The organism is Patescibacteria group bacterium, from assembly GCA_026415775.1.
Classification (GTDB): Bacteria; Patescibacteriota; Minisyncoccia; order UBA6257; family JAAZHW01; genus SKW32.
Window position 1 is genome coordinate 1 of sequence record JAOAGL010000001.1, and the last position, 17500, is coordinate 17500.

The window sequence follows — 17500 nt, forward strand, 5'->3', positions numbered from 1 at the left end:
CTTCTGGTATGCCCAAATTCCTCCATATTTCATAGGATTCCACATCTTTTTCAACTACCTCATCTCCACCAAAACAACTCACTGCTAATTTTTCTTTATTTAAACCCAGCCATTGAGGCGAAGTTAAAAATTCATAACTCCATTCTATCGCCTCTTTTTTAAAATAATCACCCAACGACCAATTACCCAGCATTTCAAAAAAAGTTAGATGTGCTTCATCACCCACTTCATCAATATCATCAGTCCGTAAACACTTCTGCACATCACACAAACGCTTGCCAGCTGGATGCTTCTCCCCAAGCAAAAAAGGAATTAAAGGATGCATACCGGCCGTAGTAAAAAGAACCGTTGGGTCGTTTTCAGGAATTAAAGAAGCCGAAGGTAATCTTTTATGACCCCTTTCTTCAAAAAATTTTAAAAATTTTTCCCTCAACTCATTTCCAGTCATAATTTTTATTCTAATCATTTTTTAAAAAAAGAAAAATCCGCCCCTACGGGCGGACTGATTTGTTTAATTTCTCTATCCTCAAGAAATTTTTTCCTTCCTTTTTCTCAGCAATCTGTTCCAATTTCTCTCTTCCTATAATTTTCTCAATTTCTCCCACCTTCACTTCAACTACCTGTAAAAATTTTCTGAGGGGAATCAATTTAAAAATTTTTTCAACCTTAATTTCTAATAATACAGGTTGGATCATCCTAACCACTCTATCCTCTTTTTCTAAAATTATCTCCTTCTTCTGTTTTTTCTGCATTAACTTTATTAACGTCTCCGATATTTTTCTTTCTTTTTTTTGAAGCTCCACTCGTCTGTCCTGTAAACTAACCAACTGAATAGCCAATTTTTCCATCCGATGATTTTTCATTTTTTTCATCTTTCAACCTCCTCTTTCATTTTTCCTTCAACCCGAGAGATAAACTTTCGGATTAATTCAAATCTTCTTTCCCGCAATTCTTCTTTTTTGTCTTCCAACTTTTTAATTTTTTCGTTAATTTCAAAAAGATCATGCATCCACTGAAATTTACTTAATTCGCCCTCGAATTTTTCTCTTCTAGCCAAAAAAATTCTTTCCGATTCCGCTCGTACAATTTCCTCCTCTAGCAAAGAAATCTCGCGGGAAAGAAAATAAATTTCCCTTTTTAAATCCATTTTAAAAACCTCCTTTTAAAATTTTTAATTTTAGGCTGATTTTATATTACAATTTTTTTTATTTTGGTCAAGATATTATAAATTAAAAATTATTTTTATTGTCCTCAAAATAATTGCCAAATCAAAAAACAACGATTGATTTCGAATATAATATAAATCATACTCAAATTTCTTCAATTCATCCTCCAAACAAGCCGCATAACGATAATTTAATTGCGCCCAACCAGCTAAACCCGGCTTGATTAAATTTCGTAAATAATAAAGAGGCTCGGCATTAACGCATAAATCAAAAAGTTCTTTTTCAATTGGTCGCGGCCCAACAAAAGACATTTCGCCTTTTATAATATTTATCAACTGCGGCCATTCATCAATGTGTAATTTTCTCAATAATTTACCAACTCTTGTAATCCGATTATCGTTCTCTTTTGACCAACGTGAATTATCATTGTTGTTAATATACATCGAGCGAAACTTAAAGATTTTAAACAATTGCCCTTTTTGACCCACCCGCCACGAAGAATAAAAAACAGGACCATTAGAATCAACTTTTATCGCTAGCATTATTATTGGCCAAAATGGTAATGTAATAAGAAAAAGCGTTAAAGCACTCAAAAAATCAAAAACACCCTTTACTAACAAACTAATTTTTTGACGATTCAAACTAAAATAATTTAGAAACCAATTTTCATCAACAAGCCGCAATGGAACGCATTTAAAAATCATCTCATAAAAATCAGCAGTATCATAAATTTCTTTTTTCTCAAACATCATTTTAAGAAAGGTTTCTTTGAGTTCTTTTTGTAAAAGCAAATCATCCGAAACAATAACTTTAATATTATTTTCTCGAATCAGTTTTTCTAACTCTTCATTTTTAACTTCCTCTATTTTTTCAAAATGAAATTTAACACGATAACCCCAATGTGGCATTTCTTCTAGTTGTTTTTTTATCTCTTTTAATTCTTCGCTATTCCCCAAAAGAATTGTCGGATAAACTATTTTTTTTGAAAAAACTGAATAAAAAATTAGACGCCAGATTAAAACAAAAAATGAAGAAAAAATAATGATTAAGGCCAAATTGGTTTTGGGAGTAATAATCGGATAAAGATAAAAAATGACGATGGCTAATAAAATATTAATAATTTGAAGTTTTATTAATGATGAAATTATTTTTTTTCTTTCTTTGAATGTTGTCAATTCATAAAAATGGCCGACATAAAAAATAAACACCCACACCAAAAAAATTAAAGAAAAAAGTTTAAAGTGAACAGCAAAATAATCAGCGGATAAATTTCTGATAATAGCCATTAAATAAAGCGAAAAGTAAAAACAGATGATATCGCCTATCACCAAAAAAATCTTTCTAATTTTTTCCGCAAAGGGCATATTCTTCTCTATTATCGCTTATTTTTTCTCTTTTGCAAAAATAATTGCCAATCGTAAAGCAATGGGCTGGCGATAAAAATAGAAGAATAAGTTCCAAAAAATGTTCCAACTAAAAGCGTAAGTGTAAAGTAAAAAAGATTAAGCGGTCCAAAAATTAAAAGTGTTAAAAGCACTAAAACCAAGGTGGCCGAAGTTAAAATAGACCGCCGCATCGTTTCATTGATACTTTCGTTAATCACTTGTTCAAAAGATAGTCCTGGATGGGTGCGTAATTTTTCGCGAATGCGGTCAAAAACAACTATGGTATCGTGAACAGAAAAACCTAAAACAACAAGTAAGGCAACAATAAAATTTGAATCAATTTCTATGCCCTTCAAATGACCAAGCAAAGCAAATAAACCCGTAGGGATACTAATATCATGAATTAATGCTAAAATAGCGGTAACGCCATAACGCCATGAAGCAACTGGTCTTGAAACCTGTCGAAAAGCCCAAGTAAGATAAATGATAATAAAAACGATAACTAAAATAATCGCTGTGATAGATTTGTTACGTAATTCCTTCCCTATTGTCGGCCCAAAAGATTCAAATCTCATTTCTTCAATTTGGTTATACTTTTCTTTAATTTGAGAGATGATTAATTGATGATTTTCTTCGGAAACATCCGTTGAACGAATTGTTAATCCTCCTTCACCATGGGGAGAAATTAAAATTGATTGATAGCCATATTGCTTATAAATATCTTCAATTACCTTATAATCTACTTGTGCTCCATTTAATTTTAACTCCAAAAGAGATCCACCAATAAAATCCATACCTGACTTTAAACCAAACACTATCAAAAAAATCCACGAAGCTAGAACTAATATTCCAGAAATCGTATAAGCAATTTTTCTTTTTTGAATAAAATTAATCATATTTTTTATTTAATAAAAACCTTCAAAAAAGACCGAGTAAGAACTACCGCTGAAAACATACTCACCAAAACACCAATCAATAATGTCAAAGCAAATCCTTTAATCATTGAGCTGGTAAAATTATAAAGAACTAAACAGGTAATTATTGAGGAAATATTAGAATCGCGAATTGAAGGCCAAGCGCGGCGAAAACCCTCCATCAAAGCTCGTTTTTTTTCTAAACCGCGCTTTAATTCTTCTTTATATCTTTCAAAAATCAAAATATTAGCATCAACCGCCATTCCAACCGAAAGAATAAAACCAGCAATACCTGATAATGTCAGAGTAACTGGTATTACTTTGTAAATGGCTAGGTTAATAATGGTGTAAATAATCAAAGCAATAGAAGCAACAAAACCAAGAAAGCCATACATCAAAATCATAAATACAATAATCGCAATCAATCCAATAAACCCAGCCTTAATACTTAAATTCAAAAAGAATTCACCTTGAGTTGCACCAACAGATTGTTGCGAAATAAGTCTAATTGGCACAGGCAAAGCGCCCGCATTTAAATTTTCAACTAATTTTTTCGCTTCTTCAGCAGTAAATTTACCCGTAATTTGAGCTTGGCCAGATTCAATTTCTTCTTGAACAACGGGTAAAGAAATTGGTTGACCATCTAAATAAATCGCTAAAATTTTTCCTACATTTTTCTTAGTTAATTCGGCAAAAATTTTTGTACCCTCATCGTTAAATTCCAAACTTACCATCGGTTCGTATGTGCGCGGATTGAAATCTAAACGAGCCGTTTTTAAATATTTACCAGTTAATAAAGGTTGAGATGGTACAAAATAAGGGTCAACAAATGCATAATCCGCATTATTATTTTTTTGCTCCTCTAAAATTTTGTCTGTCTCTTCTTTAGGTCGCTGTTCACGAAATTCTAAATAAGGCGTCTGTCCTATCATTTGAATAGCCGTAGCAATATCTTTCACTCCTGCTAATTCAACATTTAAGCGATAATCATCGCCTACCTTAACAACTTCAACCCGTGGTTCACTTACGCCAAATAAATTTACTCGGCGCTCTATTACATCCCGCAAACCATTCATAGCGGAATCTCTATCTTTAAGCTCAATTTGGCTCAAATCAGCCTCATAAATCAAACGCGTACCGCCGCTTAAATCCAAGCCCAAACGAAAGGGTTTTTTAAACCAATTGGGCAAAAAATTAAATTGGCCATAATCAAAAAGACCAATGAGAATTGCCAAAATCAAAACGATAATAACGAAAATTAAATTTCTCGAATTTTCTTTCATAGAAAAATTATTTTCATTCTAACTCAAAATAAATTATTTTCAAGCAATTTTTTGTTTTGGTAGTCCCCCCGGCAGGACTCGAACCTGCAACTTTCTGCTTAAAAGGCAGCTACTCCCTGCCTGCCGGCAGGCAGGTACCAATTGAGTTACGTTGTTGAATTTTTAATTTTAATAATTCTCTACCATAACCAGATTTATAAAATTTTTCTTTCTGGCGCGCTTCTAAACGATTTTCACATGCTTCTTCAAAAACTAAAATAAATGGTCGCCTACCCTTTGTAGAGGGAGTCATACCCGAATTGTGTTGTTTTAATCTCTTTTGGGGATTTTGTGAGATACCAATATAAAGTTTGCCGTCTTTTAAACTTTGGATAGCGTAAACAAAAAACATAATTTCTTGATAGTCCCCCCGGCAGGACTCGAACCTGCAACTTTCTGCTTAAAAGGCAGCTACTCTACCAATTGAGTTACGGGGGGATAAAATTTTTAAGAACAACTTCTAATCGCCGGCAATAATTAAAATCTGAATCTGCTTAAAAGGCAGCTACTCCCTGCCTGCCGGCAGGCAGGTACCAATTGAGTTACGGGGGGATAAAATTTTTAATAATTAAATAATAACTTTTTTTTAGAAAATTTCAAGAATTTTTGGCAAAAAAATTAAAATACCCGCAATCAAAGCAGTTAATGAAGCGAGAAAAACTGCTGCAGCCACCAAGTCCTTTGCTATTTTCACAATCGGATTAATCTCTGGTCTTAAATAATCAAAACTTCTTTCCCAAGCAGTATTAATGATTTCCAAAGTCAAAACTAATCCCATACTCAAAATTATCATTATCCACTCAAACAAAGAAATTTTTAATAAAAATCCTAAACAAATTGTTATCACAACAATAAAAAGCATCACACGAAAACTGTGGCCTTTCACCGCCTCTTTTAATCCATCAATTGCAAAAGAAAAGCTTTTAATTAATTTTTGAAACATATTTTTACCGCCATGTCGGCAACCACAATCGATGAATATACTGATTTTCAGTTAATGGCAACCCATAACTTAATGGCACGAAATATAAGAAAGATTGAATAAGAATAATAAAGATAACAATTAAAACCAGAGGTTTTTTGCGCAAGAAAAACCACAACAAAAATCCGCTAATTAAAGTCATAAAAATAAGTGATGGAAAGTAATGGTAGATAAAAGCGGGTCGAGTAATAAAAATATAAGGCAAAAGGTTTAAAAGGTAGCCGAAAACCAAAACTAATAAAGGCCGAAAATAAATTGTTTTATCTTTAAAACGCAGTTCGTAAATTAAAGCGAGAACAACAAAAACAACACACAATAAGCCCAACCACCAAATCAGCGGATTGCCGATTAAATAAATTCTGGCATGTATTTTATTGTTATCATCAACTAATTTATGCCACTCAAAAATTGGACGATACATAATTGGCCACGTATACCACTTTGAACTATAAGGATGTTTAGCATTTATAGCAGCATTTGCAGCAAACATTTTTGTATTTAATTCAATAATTCTTTTAATTAAATTGGGCGGTTCGTATTTGCCGTAAAATTGATTACCCAATAAAGCGCTTTGTGACTCACGAGTCAAAAATCCATCATGATTTGGCCCGCCAGTATAAGGCAAACTTAAAATATGAATAGCAAAAACACCAAAATAAGCTACAATAAAAATAGCAAACATTATTAATAATTCTTTAATAAAAAGTCTAATTTTATGAGGTCTACCGAAAGCTCTATCTAAAAATAAAAGAAAGATACCGACAGCCATAAAAACTAAAGCCGTCCATTTCACTAAAACGCCAGCAGTTAAAAATAAACTGCCTAAAAATAATTCTGGAAAAGAATTTGAATCCAATTTTTTATATTCTCTCAGCCGCAAAATAAAATAGATACCCAAAGCGCCAAAAGCCAAAAGAAAAATATCGGTAAAGATATATCGCGATTGCACCAAAATAGCATTGTCAAAAATAATTAATAACGAAGCTAGAAAGCCTGGCCATTTATTATAAAATAATCGCTTGCCGATCCCATAAATAGTCAAAACTAAAATTAAACTAAAAAACATTTCTACTCCTCTAAATAACTTATAAAAATCTCCTTTATATTTATTACCAATCTGGGAAAAATCAGTATTGTTTGTTTCGCTTAAACCAAAAATTTTTCCTGTTGCTGCCAAAATCATTTTTGCCAATGGCGGATGAATATCAAAATAAAATGTCCCTTTAAAATAATTAGTTGACCACTGCGCAAAATAAACTTCATCAAAAACCACCTCGTCGGGGTATCCAAAATAAGGAATTCTTGTTGTGGCAGTCAAAATAATTAAAATCCCAATCAATACCCATTCTTTCTGAAAAAATTTAATTAAATTCTTCATAATTGAAATAAATTAAAACAATTTTCCGTGGTAATTTCAGCAACTTTATTTAAAGATATTTTTTTAATTTTGGCAAGTCTATCCGCTACAAACTCTACAAAAATTGGTTCATTTCTTTTGCCGCGATAAGGAACTGGCGCCACATAGGGACAGTCCGTTTCAACTAATAATTTTTCTAAAGGCAAAGAGTTAATAATTTTATCATAAGCATCAGTAAAAGTAATGACACCAGGAAAAGAAATATAAAATCCTAACTTAATAAATTCTTCAGCTATTTTTAAATCGCCTGAGAAAAAATGAACTACTCCACTATTGCGAGCAGCTTCGTTATAACCATATTGTTTTAAAATCTCTAAAGCATCAAAGTAAGCATCTAAATTTTTGTAAGCGCGCAAATGTAAAACCAGAGGTTTTTTAATTTCATTGGCAAATTCAATCTGTTTTTTAAATTCTTCTTTTTGTCTTTCTTTAGCTTCTAGTGAATGATTATGAAAATAATCTAAACCACACTCTCCCACTCCCACTACTTTTTTACTTTTTATTAATGTTAAAAATTTATCTTTATCAAAAAATTCAATTTCTGTTTTTCCTTCGTTTGAATCCTGAGATTCAAAAAGATGAATAGGATGAAGACCGATAACAGCGTATAAAAAACCAACTTTTTCAGCTAATTCTACTGCTTTTTGTGAAAATAAAAAATTTGAGCCAATATTAATCGCCCAAATGTTTTTTTGTTTCATTCTCTCAATTACCGTCCCTCTATCATTATCAAAAGCGGCAAATTGCAAATGTGCATGAGAATCAATTAAATATGGTTTCATTGTTTTAATTTAAACGCGGAAAAAGTGGCGGAATTCTTTTAACAATAAATTCCTTGCCCAAAAAATTAACTTCGTTGTTTGCTCCTAATGAATTTTTTATTTTAATAGCTGTTTCGGGAAGATAGGGAGAAATTAAATCTGATAAATTAATCAAAATCATCCACAAGCTGCTCAAAGTTTCATTTTTCTTTTGCTCTTCTTCAATAGCCCAAACTCTTGTTTGATTTATAAAAGCATCCGCCTTACTAATTAATTGCAGAAAGGCTTCGGCAGCTTGATTAAATCGAAAATCAAGCATTGCCTCATCATATTTTTGCCACGCCTCATCAATATCATTTTTCAATAAATTACTTTCTATCTTTATCTTCCCACCTTGTTTTTCAATTAATGCTACAACACGATTTAACAAATTACCCAGTCCATTAGCTAGTTCCTTATCATAACGTTCTTTTATATTAGCAATGGTTAAATCGCCATCTTGAGCTAAAGAAAATTCTTTTAATAAATAATAGCGAATAGTTTCTACTCCAAATTGTTTCGCTAATTCAACTGGATCAATTACATTACCAACCGATTTGGACATTTTTTGGCCCTCAATAGTAATAAAACCATGAATAATAATTTTATTAGGCAAACGCACTCCTGCTGACAAAAGCATTGCTGGCCAATAAATACAATGGAATTTCGTAATGTCTTTCCCAATAAAATGCCAGATTTGGGTAGACTCATCTTCCCACCAAGCGCGATAAAGAGGAGAATTTACTGCATAGCCCAAAGCAGTAATATAATTGCACAAAGCATCAAACCAAACATAAATTACTTGGGAGTCATCATTGGGAGTTATAATGCCCCAATTATGCGCTCGCTCTTTTGAGCGTGAAATACTAAAATCTTTTAACCCACCTCCAATAAAATTCTCTATTTCTGCCTTGCGCGTTTCCGGAACAATTTCAATTTGATTATCCTGATAAATTTCTTTTAATTTCTGTTGATAACCAGAAAGTTTAAAGAAATAATTTTTCTCGGAAATTAATTGAGGAGGTTGTTTATGATTCGGACATAAACCATCAATTAATTCCTCTTCTTTCAAATAATCTTCGCAGCCCGTGCAATATAATCCTTGATATTCGCTTTGATAAATATCTTTCTCTGCTGCTTTCCAAAATCTATTTACCCCTTCAAAATGGCGTTTTTCAGTGGTTCGAATAAAATCAGAAATGCTTATATTATAAAGTTTCAAAATATCTTTAAATACTTGCGCTTTTTTATCTACTAATTCTTTTGGTGAAATACCTTCTTTTTCGGCAGCCAAAGCATTTTTTAAACTATTTTCATCAACGCCAGTTAAAAAATAAACTTCGTTTCCTTTAAGTCTCTGATAGCGCACTGCACAATCAGCTTGAATAAATTCTAAAACATGACCCAAATGCGGATCAGCATTAGAATAAGGAATAGCGGTTGTAATATAAATTTTTTTAAGCATAATTAATAATATAGATAATAGTTAAACTTTTTAAATTTTCAAATTTATGATTTTATCAGTTCATTTTATTACCGGCGCCGCCATTACTAAGATTATTCCCAATAAATTAATCGCCTATCCTTTGGCATTTTTAATTCATTTTCTATTAGATGCCCTGCCTCACACTGATTATTCACTACGCGGAATTTCTTCTGGTTGGAAAAAGAAAAATTTTTATGAAAGCGTTTTTAGTTTGATACTAGATACCTTATTTGGAATTGCTTTTATTATAATCTGGGCGATGGCTTTTGACAACTTTAATATAACTTCTGCGTTGGTCGGCGGATTTTTGGGAATTCTTCCGGATTTTTTGAATCTCATCTCTTATTTATTTCACAACAAAAACTTTCTTTTATTTATTAAAGGACATCCTTTAACTGATTTGGAAGAATTTAAAACCCAAAGCCAAAATCTTTACTATCGCTTCCATCATTGGATACATAATGGCTCTGAATCATCTAATAGCATTGGCATTGCCACTCAAATAGTCATTTTTTTAGCGGCATTAATTATTTTGCTGAAATAAAAAGCAAGGCCCGATAATCGGGCCTTGCTTTTTCACATCATAAATTTTTATGGCAATGGTAAAGGGCTATATTGCTTTTTATTATTTAATTCCTTAATTGTTTCCTCAATAACAATAATTGTTGGTAAGGCAATCAAAACACCGACCACCCCACCTAATTTGGCGCCAATCAATAGTCCTACTATTACAATCACTGGATTAAAACCAATGGTTTTTTTCATTACTAAAGGAATAAGTATATCATTTTCTAGACGCTGAATAAGAATAAAAACTAAAGCAGTCCAAAGTGCTAAGGGAACTGATTGAGTTAAGGCAATAAGAGTTGCTACAATGCCTGCTAAAATTGGACCAACAACTGGTACTAATTCACACAAAGCAGCAAAGACAGCAAGAATAAAAGCATACTTTACGCCCAAAATCAACATCGCCGCTAAAACCATTATACCGATAAAACCACTTAACAAAATCTGGGTACGCAACCATTTACCAAGTCGCAACTTGGAACGATACCAAATTCTTAAAACCGATTCTTCAATGCTTATTGGCAAAACAAATTTAATAAAATCCGCCACACCATCCTTTTTAATCAAAAGATAAAAAGAAATTAAGAAAACAGTCACCACCGAAACAATACCACCACCCAAATTAAACAAAATTGCAAAAAATTTTCCCGCATCTTCAAACAAAGACCCTTGATAAGTTGTTAGAAAATCCAAAATTTTTTCTCCTAATTGCGAGGTGGTGGCCGAACCTAAGATTTTTTCTGAAAAACCCGGCAATAAACTGCCAATATTTAAAATCTGTTCATAAACAATCGGGAAAGAAAAATATAAAACAATAGCGAGCAAAATTAAAATGAAAAGATAAATAGCCGCCGCACCCAAAAAACGCGGAATTCTTTTCTTTTCTAGCCGATCAACAAGCGGCGAAAAAGCAGCAGCAATAATAATCGCCACAAAAAGCATTACAAAAATTGAACGCAAAACATAAACCAGCGCTAAAATAATAATTAGCAAAATCAACCTCCAAAAACTCATCCACGATATCTCAATTTTTTTCACCTCCTCTGGCATTGATTTTATTATAGAAAATAAAGATAAAACAAGCAAGTCAAAAATTTTATTAATTATCTTTTTAATTTATAATTAAAATATATGCGAGTTTTAATTTTAATTACCCACGGAAATATCGGCGGTGCAACTAATTTTGTTTACTGGCTCGCTGAAGGATTAAAACAAAAAAGTGTTGAAGTAACAGTCGGTTTTGGTGAGGGAGATTATTTAAAAAATCTTTTAGAAAAAGCAGGAATTAACTTTGTTAATTTTAAATGGCTAAAAAGAACACACAATCCCATTTATAATTTGTTTTTTATTAAAGAATTTAAAAAATATCTGGATAATAATCGTTTTGATGTTTGCCATTTCAATAGCACCAATACTCTTTTCGGAGCTATCGCTGCCAAATTATCCAAAAACAAAACAAAAAATATATTTACATTTCACGGATTGTCTATATTAGACCCCAATTATAAAAAAAATTATTTTTTAAAAATTATTTATTGGCTTGTTTTTAAATTTTTACTTTTATTCATTGATACACCAGTTTTTGTTTGTAAAGCTAATTTGGAAACTGCCAAAAAACTTCATTTAGTTAAAAATGGCGCTGTAATTTACAATGGCATACCAGAACCAAAATTTTTATCACGCGATGAAGCACGAAATTTTTTTGCAAATAATTTATCCATTGAAATAAAAGATAAATTTGTAATAGGCTCAATTGGTAGATTAGATTATTCGAAAAATTATGAATTTTTGATAAAAAATTTTTCTGAAATCTTAAAAATAAAGCCCAATGCTATTTGTATTATCATCGGCGAAGGCCCAGAAAGAAAAAAATATGAAAAATTAATTAAAAAGTTGGGATTAGAAACAAAATTTTTTTTACTTGGCGAAAAACAAAATGCCCCTCAATACATGAAAGGCTTTGATTTGTTTGTTTTACCATCAAGATATGAAGGATTATCACTTACTTTAATTGAAGCATTATTCGCTCAAATACCCATATTAGCAAGTGATGTAGGAGGGAATAAAGAAATAGTTGGGAAAGAAAATATTTTCCCTAATGATTTTAATGGTTTTCTCGAAAAAATTTCTTCGTATACATCAGCAAAAAAAGAAAATATAAACTTTATAATCTCACAAATGATAAAAAATTATAATATTTTTTATTCATCTTCTTCTAGTAATTTTTCCCACTGAGGAACAATCTTTTCTAAATCAAAATCTTTGGCTCTCTCCTCTGCTTTTATTGAATACTTTTTTCTTAAATCATCATTTTCTAAAAATTTTTTTATAGTATTAACCCAATATTCAATAGTATCATTATTTTCGTTTGGGACTGGCAATAAAACACCATAATCCGCAAACTCAATTTTATCAGTTTGATAAGAAAAATCTGAGTTGGGAGCCAAAATCTCTCTAGGACCAGATTTACAATCTGATGAGATAACCGGCGTGCCACAAGCTAGAGCTTCAATTATTACATTTGGGAATCCCTCCCACAAAGAAGTAAGAATAAAAACATCTGAACGTGCAATAAATTTAAATGGATTTTCTTGAAATCCCAAAAAATAAACATCAAATTTGTCTGACAAAACATCTGAATCGTCTACAAAAACATTTAAATTCATTGCTTTTGATAAAGAAATAAGATTTTTTTTTAAAGGTCCATCGCCTAAAATTACTAATTTTAAAGATTTATATTCTTTTTTTAATAATTTAAATATTTCTAATAAAAATTTTTGGTTTTTTTGCTCTGTCAATCTACCACTATTAATTATTGTTTGATTTTTAAAAATTATTCCATAATTTCCCATCGATTCATTTCTCTTATTAATTATTTCCTGAATCTGATGAGGATTATATATGACTCTGATATTATCCAAACACAAACCAAGAGCTTCTAAACTTTTTTTAATTCCGTTTGAAACAGCAATTATTAAATCGGCACGAGAATAAAAAAATTTAATAAGAGGGTGAATTATTTTTCTAAAACCCGCGTAACCATCTATCAAATTTATATGAACCGAAACAATGGATTTGTGTTTAATAAAAAATTTTAAAAAAATATTTACGAAATTAGCCCTTTCTAAAAAAGAAAGAATAGTAATTTTTTTATTTTTATATTTTTTAATAAAGCGGAGCAATTTCAATATATAAATAGGCATAGACAGGTATTTTAAAAAAGAATTGGTTTTTCTGGTGTAATTAGATAAAATTATTATTTTTCCAGGATTAATCTTATAAACTATTTCATTTTCCAATAAAATAATTTTTTCGAAATCTAGCGAATTAGATAAATTTAAAACAATCTGCTCCGCTCCGCCACCGCCTAAAGAATTAATTAAGATAAAAGTTGCATTATTTTTCATTATTTTGAGGTATTGCTTCAAAATAAATATGATTGCCCCTTACAAATAAATTAACTATAAATGCAATAGGAAAAAAAATTATTTGTCTAAAAAATTTTATTATTTTCATTAAATTTAAATTTTTAGTTGAAGACGTATATTTTCTTATTTTGATTTTTAAACGATTACCCTTTTGTCCAGTAATTAAAGTTTCTATATTTATAATAATTTCTTCTAAAATTTTGTCCATTATTAATTTTAATTGAAAACCATTAATGTTTAAAATTTTTTCTAAAGAATCTTTAGAAAATCGCAAAAAATGATGGGGGGGCAAATCTGTTTTATCAATTTTTCCTCTATAAAAATATATGAATGTACCATCTCTATTAGGCACTGAACCAACAACTAATCCGTCAGGTTTTAAAAGATTTTTAATAATCAACAAAAAATCTTTGGGGCTATCCTGATGTTCTAAAACATCAAACATAGTAATAATATCAAATTTTACATTTGGAATAAATTTATAAAAATCAGCCAGTGATAATGCATATACATTTTTTAAACCTAATCTCCTTGCCGCTTCAATACTTTTTTTATCCAGATCTATACCCCACACATCTAATCCTCTTTTGCAAAGCTCTAACAAAAATGTTCCATCTCCACATCCAATATCTAGAACCGTTAATTTTTTTCTATTGCCAAAGAATTGGATTCGATATCTTTTTAATTTTTTTAAAAAAATCTTTTGACAAGGTTGTAAAATTCCTAAACCATAATGAAAAAACTTATAAGTTATATCTCCTTCTTGTATATAAAATTCTGGCATCATCTTTAGTGGCTCCCAAAATTGACACGCACAAAATTTACATTCATATAATACGTAATTTTTATTATTAAAATTCGATGTGTAATTTTCTTTTTTTATTAGATTATTATTATTACATATGGGGCAATTCATAGAATTAATTTATTAATTTTTTTAATAAACACAAAATCCGATAAATGATTAATTTTATAAAATAAATAATCAGAACAAAAGGACAACACATTAATAAGTCCTTATAAAAATTTTTTAAAAATTCTTTATGAACTTGATATATTCTTTCAAAATTATTCTTTTTAATTGATAATCTATCATCTCTCTTATTATTATATATCCTCAAAACATGTTTAACAAAATATCCGCAAGAATTTTTTTTCAACAATTTTATCCAGGCTATTGATTCACCGCCCCTAATATTAATAGGAAACATTATTGGCAAAAACAAATCTTTTTTTACCACCGTCAAAGCTTCACCCTTTATTTTCCCACATAAAAAATCTTTATAGGAAACCGGCCCCTCATAATCGGCTATATTTATTGGAATATTTCCAACTAAATCTCTACAATTAAACAAAAAAATAGAAACATTGGGAAATTTATTTATATACTGATTAATAATTTTTAAGGCATCTGCCATTAATGAATCATCCGAATCTAAAAAAACCAACCACTCTCCAGAAGCTCGAAGAATACCAAAATTTCTTGCTATATTTGGACCTACATTTTTCAAAAATGAAAAATATTTTATACGATTATCAATTGCAATATATTCCTCTACAATTTTTTTTGTATTATCATTTGAAGCATCATCAATAATTAACATTTCCCAATTTATAAACGTTTGCGAAATAATACTTTCAATAGCATTTTTAATTATATCTGCTCTATTAAACGTGGGAGTAATAATACTAAACCGAGGAGTCATGGTAAAAATCAAAAAATTGTTTAGTTAGATTATTAAGACCAAAACCAAAACCTTTTTTGGGGGCATATAAAATTTCTTTTGGCAATAACCATTCAAATGCTTCTCTTAATATTAGTTTATTATAAATTTTTCCGTATTTCCTTCTAATTTTTTTATGAGGATCTATTTTAAAAGCCATTTCTATAACTCTATAATCTAGAAATGGAGATCGAGTTTCAATTCCAAACATCATAGCGGGCAAATCTCCTATAATAGTAATAGAATGACTATTTTCAGTAATTAATGCTAACCAATGGGATATATCTATATAATTGTTTGTTTCCACTTTATTGGCCCAGTAATCTATCAATTCATTAAAATTATAATCATATTCAAATTTTTTTCTTGATTCTTCTAAATATAAAAAACCTTTGCGTTTTTTATTTTCTATTTGAGCCAATTTAAATAAAATTTTTAGTTGTTTGTTAAAAAAGGAGATTTTTTCTAAAACTTTCAAAATCTTTTTAGGAAAAATCTCTATCATTTTTACAAAATCTGAAAAAATAAGTTGTTTATATGCATTATCATATCCATAAAAAATTTCATCAGCCCCATTGCCTGTCATTACCACTTTAATATCATTTTTTTTAATATCACTAAAAAGTTTTGCTGCATGAACCAACGGAAATAGCTTAATGTTTTCACCATAAATTTCGGTCATTTTGTTATAAAATTTTCTTTCTATTTCTTCTTCATAATAACAAATATGTAAAGGGATCTTAAATAAATTAGCTACCTTTTTTGCACGATTCAATTCTTCTGCATCTGCCATTAAACTAAACGCAGAGGGTTTCAAGCCGTGTTTGCACATTAATCCCGCAACAATAGAACTATCCACACCTCCGCTTAACAAAACAGCAACATCAACATCTGCCCTTTCCCTTATTCTAACAGCATCATCAATAACTGCACACAAATCTTCTTTAGTAATCTTAGGATCATAATAAAAAGAAGGCGACCAATAGCACCATTTTTTTATAATCTTTTTATTTTTTACTATGATTGCATGGGCGGGTTCTAATCTTTTTATTTCTTTATATTTTGTAAAAGGTTCGGGGATGTGTAAAAAATTTCTTAGATGACTGTACGCTATACCTATTTTATCTTCCTCTGAAGAAAATATACCTATACTAAACAACGCACCCAATTCTGAAGCGAAATAAAAGCCGGATGAATTTTCACTAAAAATAAACGGTTTCTCTCCTATCCTATCACGAGCACAAAATAATATTTTTTCTTTCTTATCATATATAGCAAACGCGAATGCTCCATTTAATTTTTCTAAACATTTTTCTTTATAAAATATATAAGAAATTAGGAGTACTTCTGTATCACTATTTGTTTTGAAAGAATAATGAAATTTATTTTTGATTTCATTTTTTAACTCAAGATAATTATATATTTCCCCATTAAAAACAATGGCGTATCTGCCACATTGGGAAATAAATGGTTGATTAGCGTTAGCGCTTAAATCAATGATTGCCAAACGATTATGCCCTAATGTGATATCATCAATAGTTATTTTAGAAATATTATCAGAACCACGATGAATCTGTTTTTCAAGAATTTTCTCTACATACCTCTCTTGTAATTTGATTGGATTTGTTGACCAAACACCTGCTATTCCGCACATATAATATTAAATTTATTCGCTCTCAAATTTTTGAAAATATTATTTATTAAAATTTAGTTAATTCTGCTATAATACCCCTACAATATTCTTTTTTGATACATTCAAATAATCTTTGAATTTTATAAGCTAGCGATTGATTATTATTTTCAAAATAAAAAAATAAATATCCTTCAACTTTATCTCCACAATAATTATTCAATAGATTTTGAAGTGTGACTATATCGAATAATAACACGTGATTTTTATCGTTTTTAACAAATTTACCAAAAATTGCATCTTTTAAAAAAATTGGGGCATAAGCATTAGGAGTGGTAATAATGATCTTTCCTCCGCTTTTTAAATGGATGAGGGTATTACAAATTAATTTACCAATATTCCAAACATGTTCAATAAGCTCCCCTATAATTATTATGTCAAAAAATTCAAAAAATTCATCTGTATAAAAATCTTCGGCGTTAGCTTTGATATAATTTAGTAAATTAGCATCAAAAATATCTAAACCATAGGTCACTTGGGCAACTTTTGATATTTTATTATGAAAAGTTGCCTTTCTATCCGCTCCCAAGCAGCCTAAATGCAAAACTCTTTTATTTTTGCATAATTCAATTATATATTCTTCTCTTTCTACTTTTTTATTTAGAAAATTGATTGCCAT

19 protein-coding genes and 2 tRNA genes are annotated in these 17500 nt (G+C 30.1%); 2 read left to right on the forward strand and 19 right to left on the reverse strand.

What is annotated here, in order from left to right:
• The 13 genes from N2692_00005 to metG form a co-directional block, all read right to left on the reverse strand.
• Window positions 1–448: alanine--tRNA ligase-related protein (locus tag N2692_00005; protein ID MCX8015692.1), on the reverse strand; the 448-nt coding region annotated here is incomplete at its 3' end.
• A gap of 43 nt (window positions 449–491) precedes the next feature.
• Window positions 492–872: a hypothetical protein gene (locus tag N2692_00010; protein ID MCX8015693.1), complete on the reverse strand. Its 381-nt coding sequence runs from the start codon at window positions 870–872 to the stop codon at window positions 492–494.
• Window positions 869–1147: a hypothetical protein gene (locus N2692_00015; protein ID MCX8015694.1), complete on the reverse strand. Its 279-nt coding sequence runs from the start codon at window positions 1145–1147 to the stop codon at window positions 869–871. Before N2692_00015 ends, N2692_00010 begins: the two co-directional genes overlap by 4 nt.
• A gap of 75 nt (window positions 1148–1222) precedes the next feature.
• Window positions 1223–2530, reverse strand: a complete 1308-nt coding sequence (locus tag N2692_00020; GenBank protein MCX8015695.1) for an exopolysaccharide biosynthesis polyprenyl glycosylphosphotransferase — start codon at window positions 2528–2530, stop codon at window positions 1223–1225.
• An 11-nt stretch (window positions 2531–2541) separates the two neighbouring features.
• The gene (gene secF / locus N2692_00025; GenBank protein MCX8015696.1) at window positions 2542–3447 is read right to left on the reverse strand and encodes a protein translocase subunit SecF; all 906 of its coding nucleotides are present in this window, start codon (window positions 3445–3447) and stop codon (window positions 2542–2544) included.
• 5 nt (window positions 3448–3452) lie between these two features.
• Complete coding sequence (gene secD, locus N2692_00030) at window positions 3453–4748, reverse strand: protein translocase subunit SecD (GenBank protein ID MCX8015697.1); 1296 nt, start codon at window positions 4746–4748, stop codon at window positions 3453–3455.
• A gap of 57 nt (window positions 4749–4805) precedes the next feature.
• Window positions 4806–4899 (reverse strand) — tRNA-Lys (locus N2692_00035).
• Entirely contained in the window at window positions 4858–5139 is a 282-nt protein-coding gene (locus tag N2692_00040) for a GIY-YIG nuclease family protein (GenBank protein MCX8015698.1), read from the reverse strand. Before N2692_00040 ends, N2692_00035 begins: the two co-directional genes overlap by 42 nt.
• A gap of 13 nt (window positions 5140–5152) precedes the next feature.
• Window positions 5153–5225, reverse strand: a tRNA-Lys gene (locus tag N2692_00045).
• A gap of 148 nt (window positions 5226–5373) precedes the next feature.
• Complete coding sequence (locus N2692_00050) at window positions 5374–5730, reverse strand: diacylglycerol kinase family protein (protein MCX8015699.1); 357 nt, start codon at window positions 5728–5730, stop codon at window positions 5374–5376.
• A 4-nt stretch (window positions 5731–5734) separates the two neighbouring features.
• Window positions 5735–7147 (reverse strand): phospholipid carrier-dependent glycosyltransferase, encoded by a 1413-nt coding sequence (locus N2692_00055; protein MCX8015700.1) that lies wholly within the window; start codon window positions 7145–7147, stop codon window positions 5735–5737.
• A complete protein-coding gene (locus tag N2692_00060; GenBank protein MCX8015701.1) occupies window positions 7144–7968 on the reverse strand; it encodes a TatD family hydrolase in 825 nt (274 codons plus the stop codon). Before N2692_00060 ends, N2692_00055 begins: the two co-directional genes overlap by 4 nt.
• 4 nt (window positions 7969–7972) lie before the next feature.
• A complete protein-coding gene (gene metG / locus N2692_00065; protein ID MCX8015702.1) occupies window positions 7973–9451 on the reverse strand; it encodes a methionine--tRNA ligase in 1479 nt (492 codons plus the stop codon).
• Between the two features lie 46 nt (window positions 9452–9497).
• Here metG and N2692_00070 point away from each other — a divergent pair, with 46 nt between their 5' ends.
• Window positions 9498–10016, forward strand: a complete 519-nt coding sequence (locus tag N2692_00070; GenBank protein MCX8015703.1) for a hypothetical protein — start codon at window positions 9498–9500, stop codon at window positions 10014–10016.
• Window positions 10017–10063: 47 nt separating this feature from the next.
• Here the strand turns inward: N2692_00070 and N2692_00075 are convergent, their stop codons facing one another.
• Window positions 10064–11089, reverse strand: coding sequence for an AI-2E family transporter (locus tag N2692_00075; GenBank protein MCX8015704.1), 1026 nt, complete (start codon window positions 11087–11089; stop codon window positions 10064–10066).
• An 81-nt stretch (window positions 11090–11170) separates the two neighbouring features.
• Here N2692_00075 and N2692_00080 point away from each other — a divergent pair, with 81 nt between their 5' ends.
• The gene (locus tag N2692_00080) at window positions 11171–12274 is read left to right on the forward strand and encodes a glycosyltransferase (GenBank protein MCX8015705.1); all 1104 of its coding nucleotides are present in this window, start codon (window positions 11171–11173) and stop codon (window positions 12272–12274) included.
• On the opposite strand, the gene N2692_00085 is transcribed toward N2692_00080, so the two are convergent.
• From N2692_00085 to N2692_00105, 5 genes are all read right to left on the reverse strand, one after another.
• Window positions 12241–13446, reverse strand: a complete 1206-nt coding sequence (locus tag N2692_00085; GenBank protein ID MCX8015706.1) for a glycosyltransferase — start codon at window positions 13444–13446, stop codon at window positions 12241–12243. The two genes, N2692_00080 and N2692_00085, sit on opposite strands and share 34 nt — an antisense overlap.
• A complete protein-coding gene (locus N2692_00090; GenBank protein MCX8015707.1) occupies window positions 13436–14251 on the reverse strand; it encodes a class I SAM-dependent methyltransferase in 816 nt (271 codons plus the stop codon). The genes N2692_00085 and N2692_00090 overlap by 11 nt, the downstream gene beginning before the upstream one ends.
• Window positions 14252–14387: 136 nt before the next feature.
• Window positions 14388–15173, reverse strand: coding sequence for a glycosyltransferase family 2 protein (locus N2692_00095; GenBank protein ID MCX8015708.1), 786 nt, complete (start codon window positions 15171–15173; stop codon window positions 14388–14390).
• Window positions 15157–16845: an asparagine synthase (glutamine-hydrolyzing) gene (gene asnB / locus N2692_00100; protein ID MCX8015709.1), complete on the reverse strand. Its 1689-nt coding sequence runs from the start codon at window positions 16843–16845 to the stop codon at window positions 15157–15159. The genes N2692_00095 and asnB overlap by 17 nt, the downstream gene beginning before the upstream one ends.
• 46 nt (window positions 16846–16891) lie before the next feature.
• The gene (locus N2692_00105) at window positions 16892–17500 is read right to left on the reverse strand and encodes a hypothetical protein (GenBank protein MCX8015710.1); all 609 of its coding nucleotides are present in this window, start codon (window positions 17498–17500) and stop codon (window positions 16892–16894) included.

Coding starts and splice junctions, on each gene's coding strand:
- N2692_00010 (MCX8015693.1), bottom strand. CDS start 872: ATGAAAAAAATGAAAAATCATCGGATGGAAAAATTGGCTATTCAGTTG.
- N2692_00015 (MCX8015694.1), bottom strand. CDS start 1,147: ATGGATTTAAAAAGGGAAATTTATTTTCTTTCCCGCGAGATTTCTTTG.
- N2692_00020 (MCX8015695.1), bottom strand. CDS start 2,530: ATGCCCTTTGCGGAAAAAATTAGAAAGATTTTTTTGGTGATAGGCGAT.
- secF (MCX8015696.1), bottom strand. CDS start 3,447: ATGATTAATTTTATTCAAAAAAGAAAAATTGCTTATACGATTTCTGGA.
- secD (MCX8015697.1), bottom strand. CDS start 4,748: ATGAAAGAAAATTCGAGAAATTTAATTTTCGTTATTATCGTTTTGATT.
- N2692_00040 (MCX8015698.1), bottom strand. CDS start 5,139: ATGTTTTTTGTTTACGCTATCCAAAGTTTAAAAGACGGCAAACTTTAT.
- N2692_00050 (MCX8015699.1), bottom strand. CDS start 5,730: ATGTTTCAAAAATTAATTAAAAGCTTTTCTTTTGCAATTGATGGATTA.
- N2692_00055 (MCX8015700.1), bottom strand. CDS start 7,147: ATGAAGAATTTAATTAAATTTTTTCAGAAAGAATGGGTATTGATTGGG.
- N2692_00060 (MCX8015701.1), bottom strand. CDS start 7,968: ATGAAACCATATTTAATTGATTCTCATGCACATTTGCAATTTGCCGCT.
- metG (MCX8015702.1), bottom strand. CDS start 9,451: ATGCTTAAAAAAATTTATATTACAACCGCTATTCCTTATTCTAATGCT.
- N2692_00070 (MCX8015703.1), top strand. CDS start 9,498: ATGATTTTATCAGTTCATTTTATTACCGGCGCCGCCATTACTAAGATT.
- N2692_00075 (MCX8015704.1), bottom strand. CDS start 11,089: ATGCCAGAGGAGGTGAAAAAAATTGAGATATCGTGGATGAGTTTTTGG.
- N2692_00080 (MCX8015705.1), top strand. CDS start 11,171: ATGCGAGTTTTAATTTTAATTACCCACGGAAATATCGGCGGTGCAACT.
- N2692_00085 (MCX8015706.1), bottom strand. CDS start 13,446: ATGAAAAATAATGCAACTTTTATCTTAATTAATTCTTTAGGCGGTGGC.
- N2692_00090 (MCX8015707.1), bottom strand. CDS start 14,251: ATGCCAGAATTTTATATACAAGAAGGAGATATAACTTATAAGTTTTTT.
- N2692_00095 (MCX8015708.1), bottom strand. CDS start 15,173: ATGACTCCTCGGTTTAGTATTATTACTCCCACGTTTAATAGAGCAGAT.
- asnB (MCX8015709.1), bottom strand. CDS start 16,845: ATGTGCGGAATAGCAGGTGTTTGGTCAACAAATCCAATCAAATTACAA.
- N2692_00105 (MCX8015710.1), bottom strand. CDS start 17,500: ATGGCAATCAATTTTCTAAATAAAAAAGTAGAAAGAGAAGAATATATA.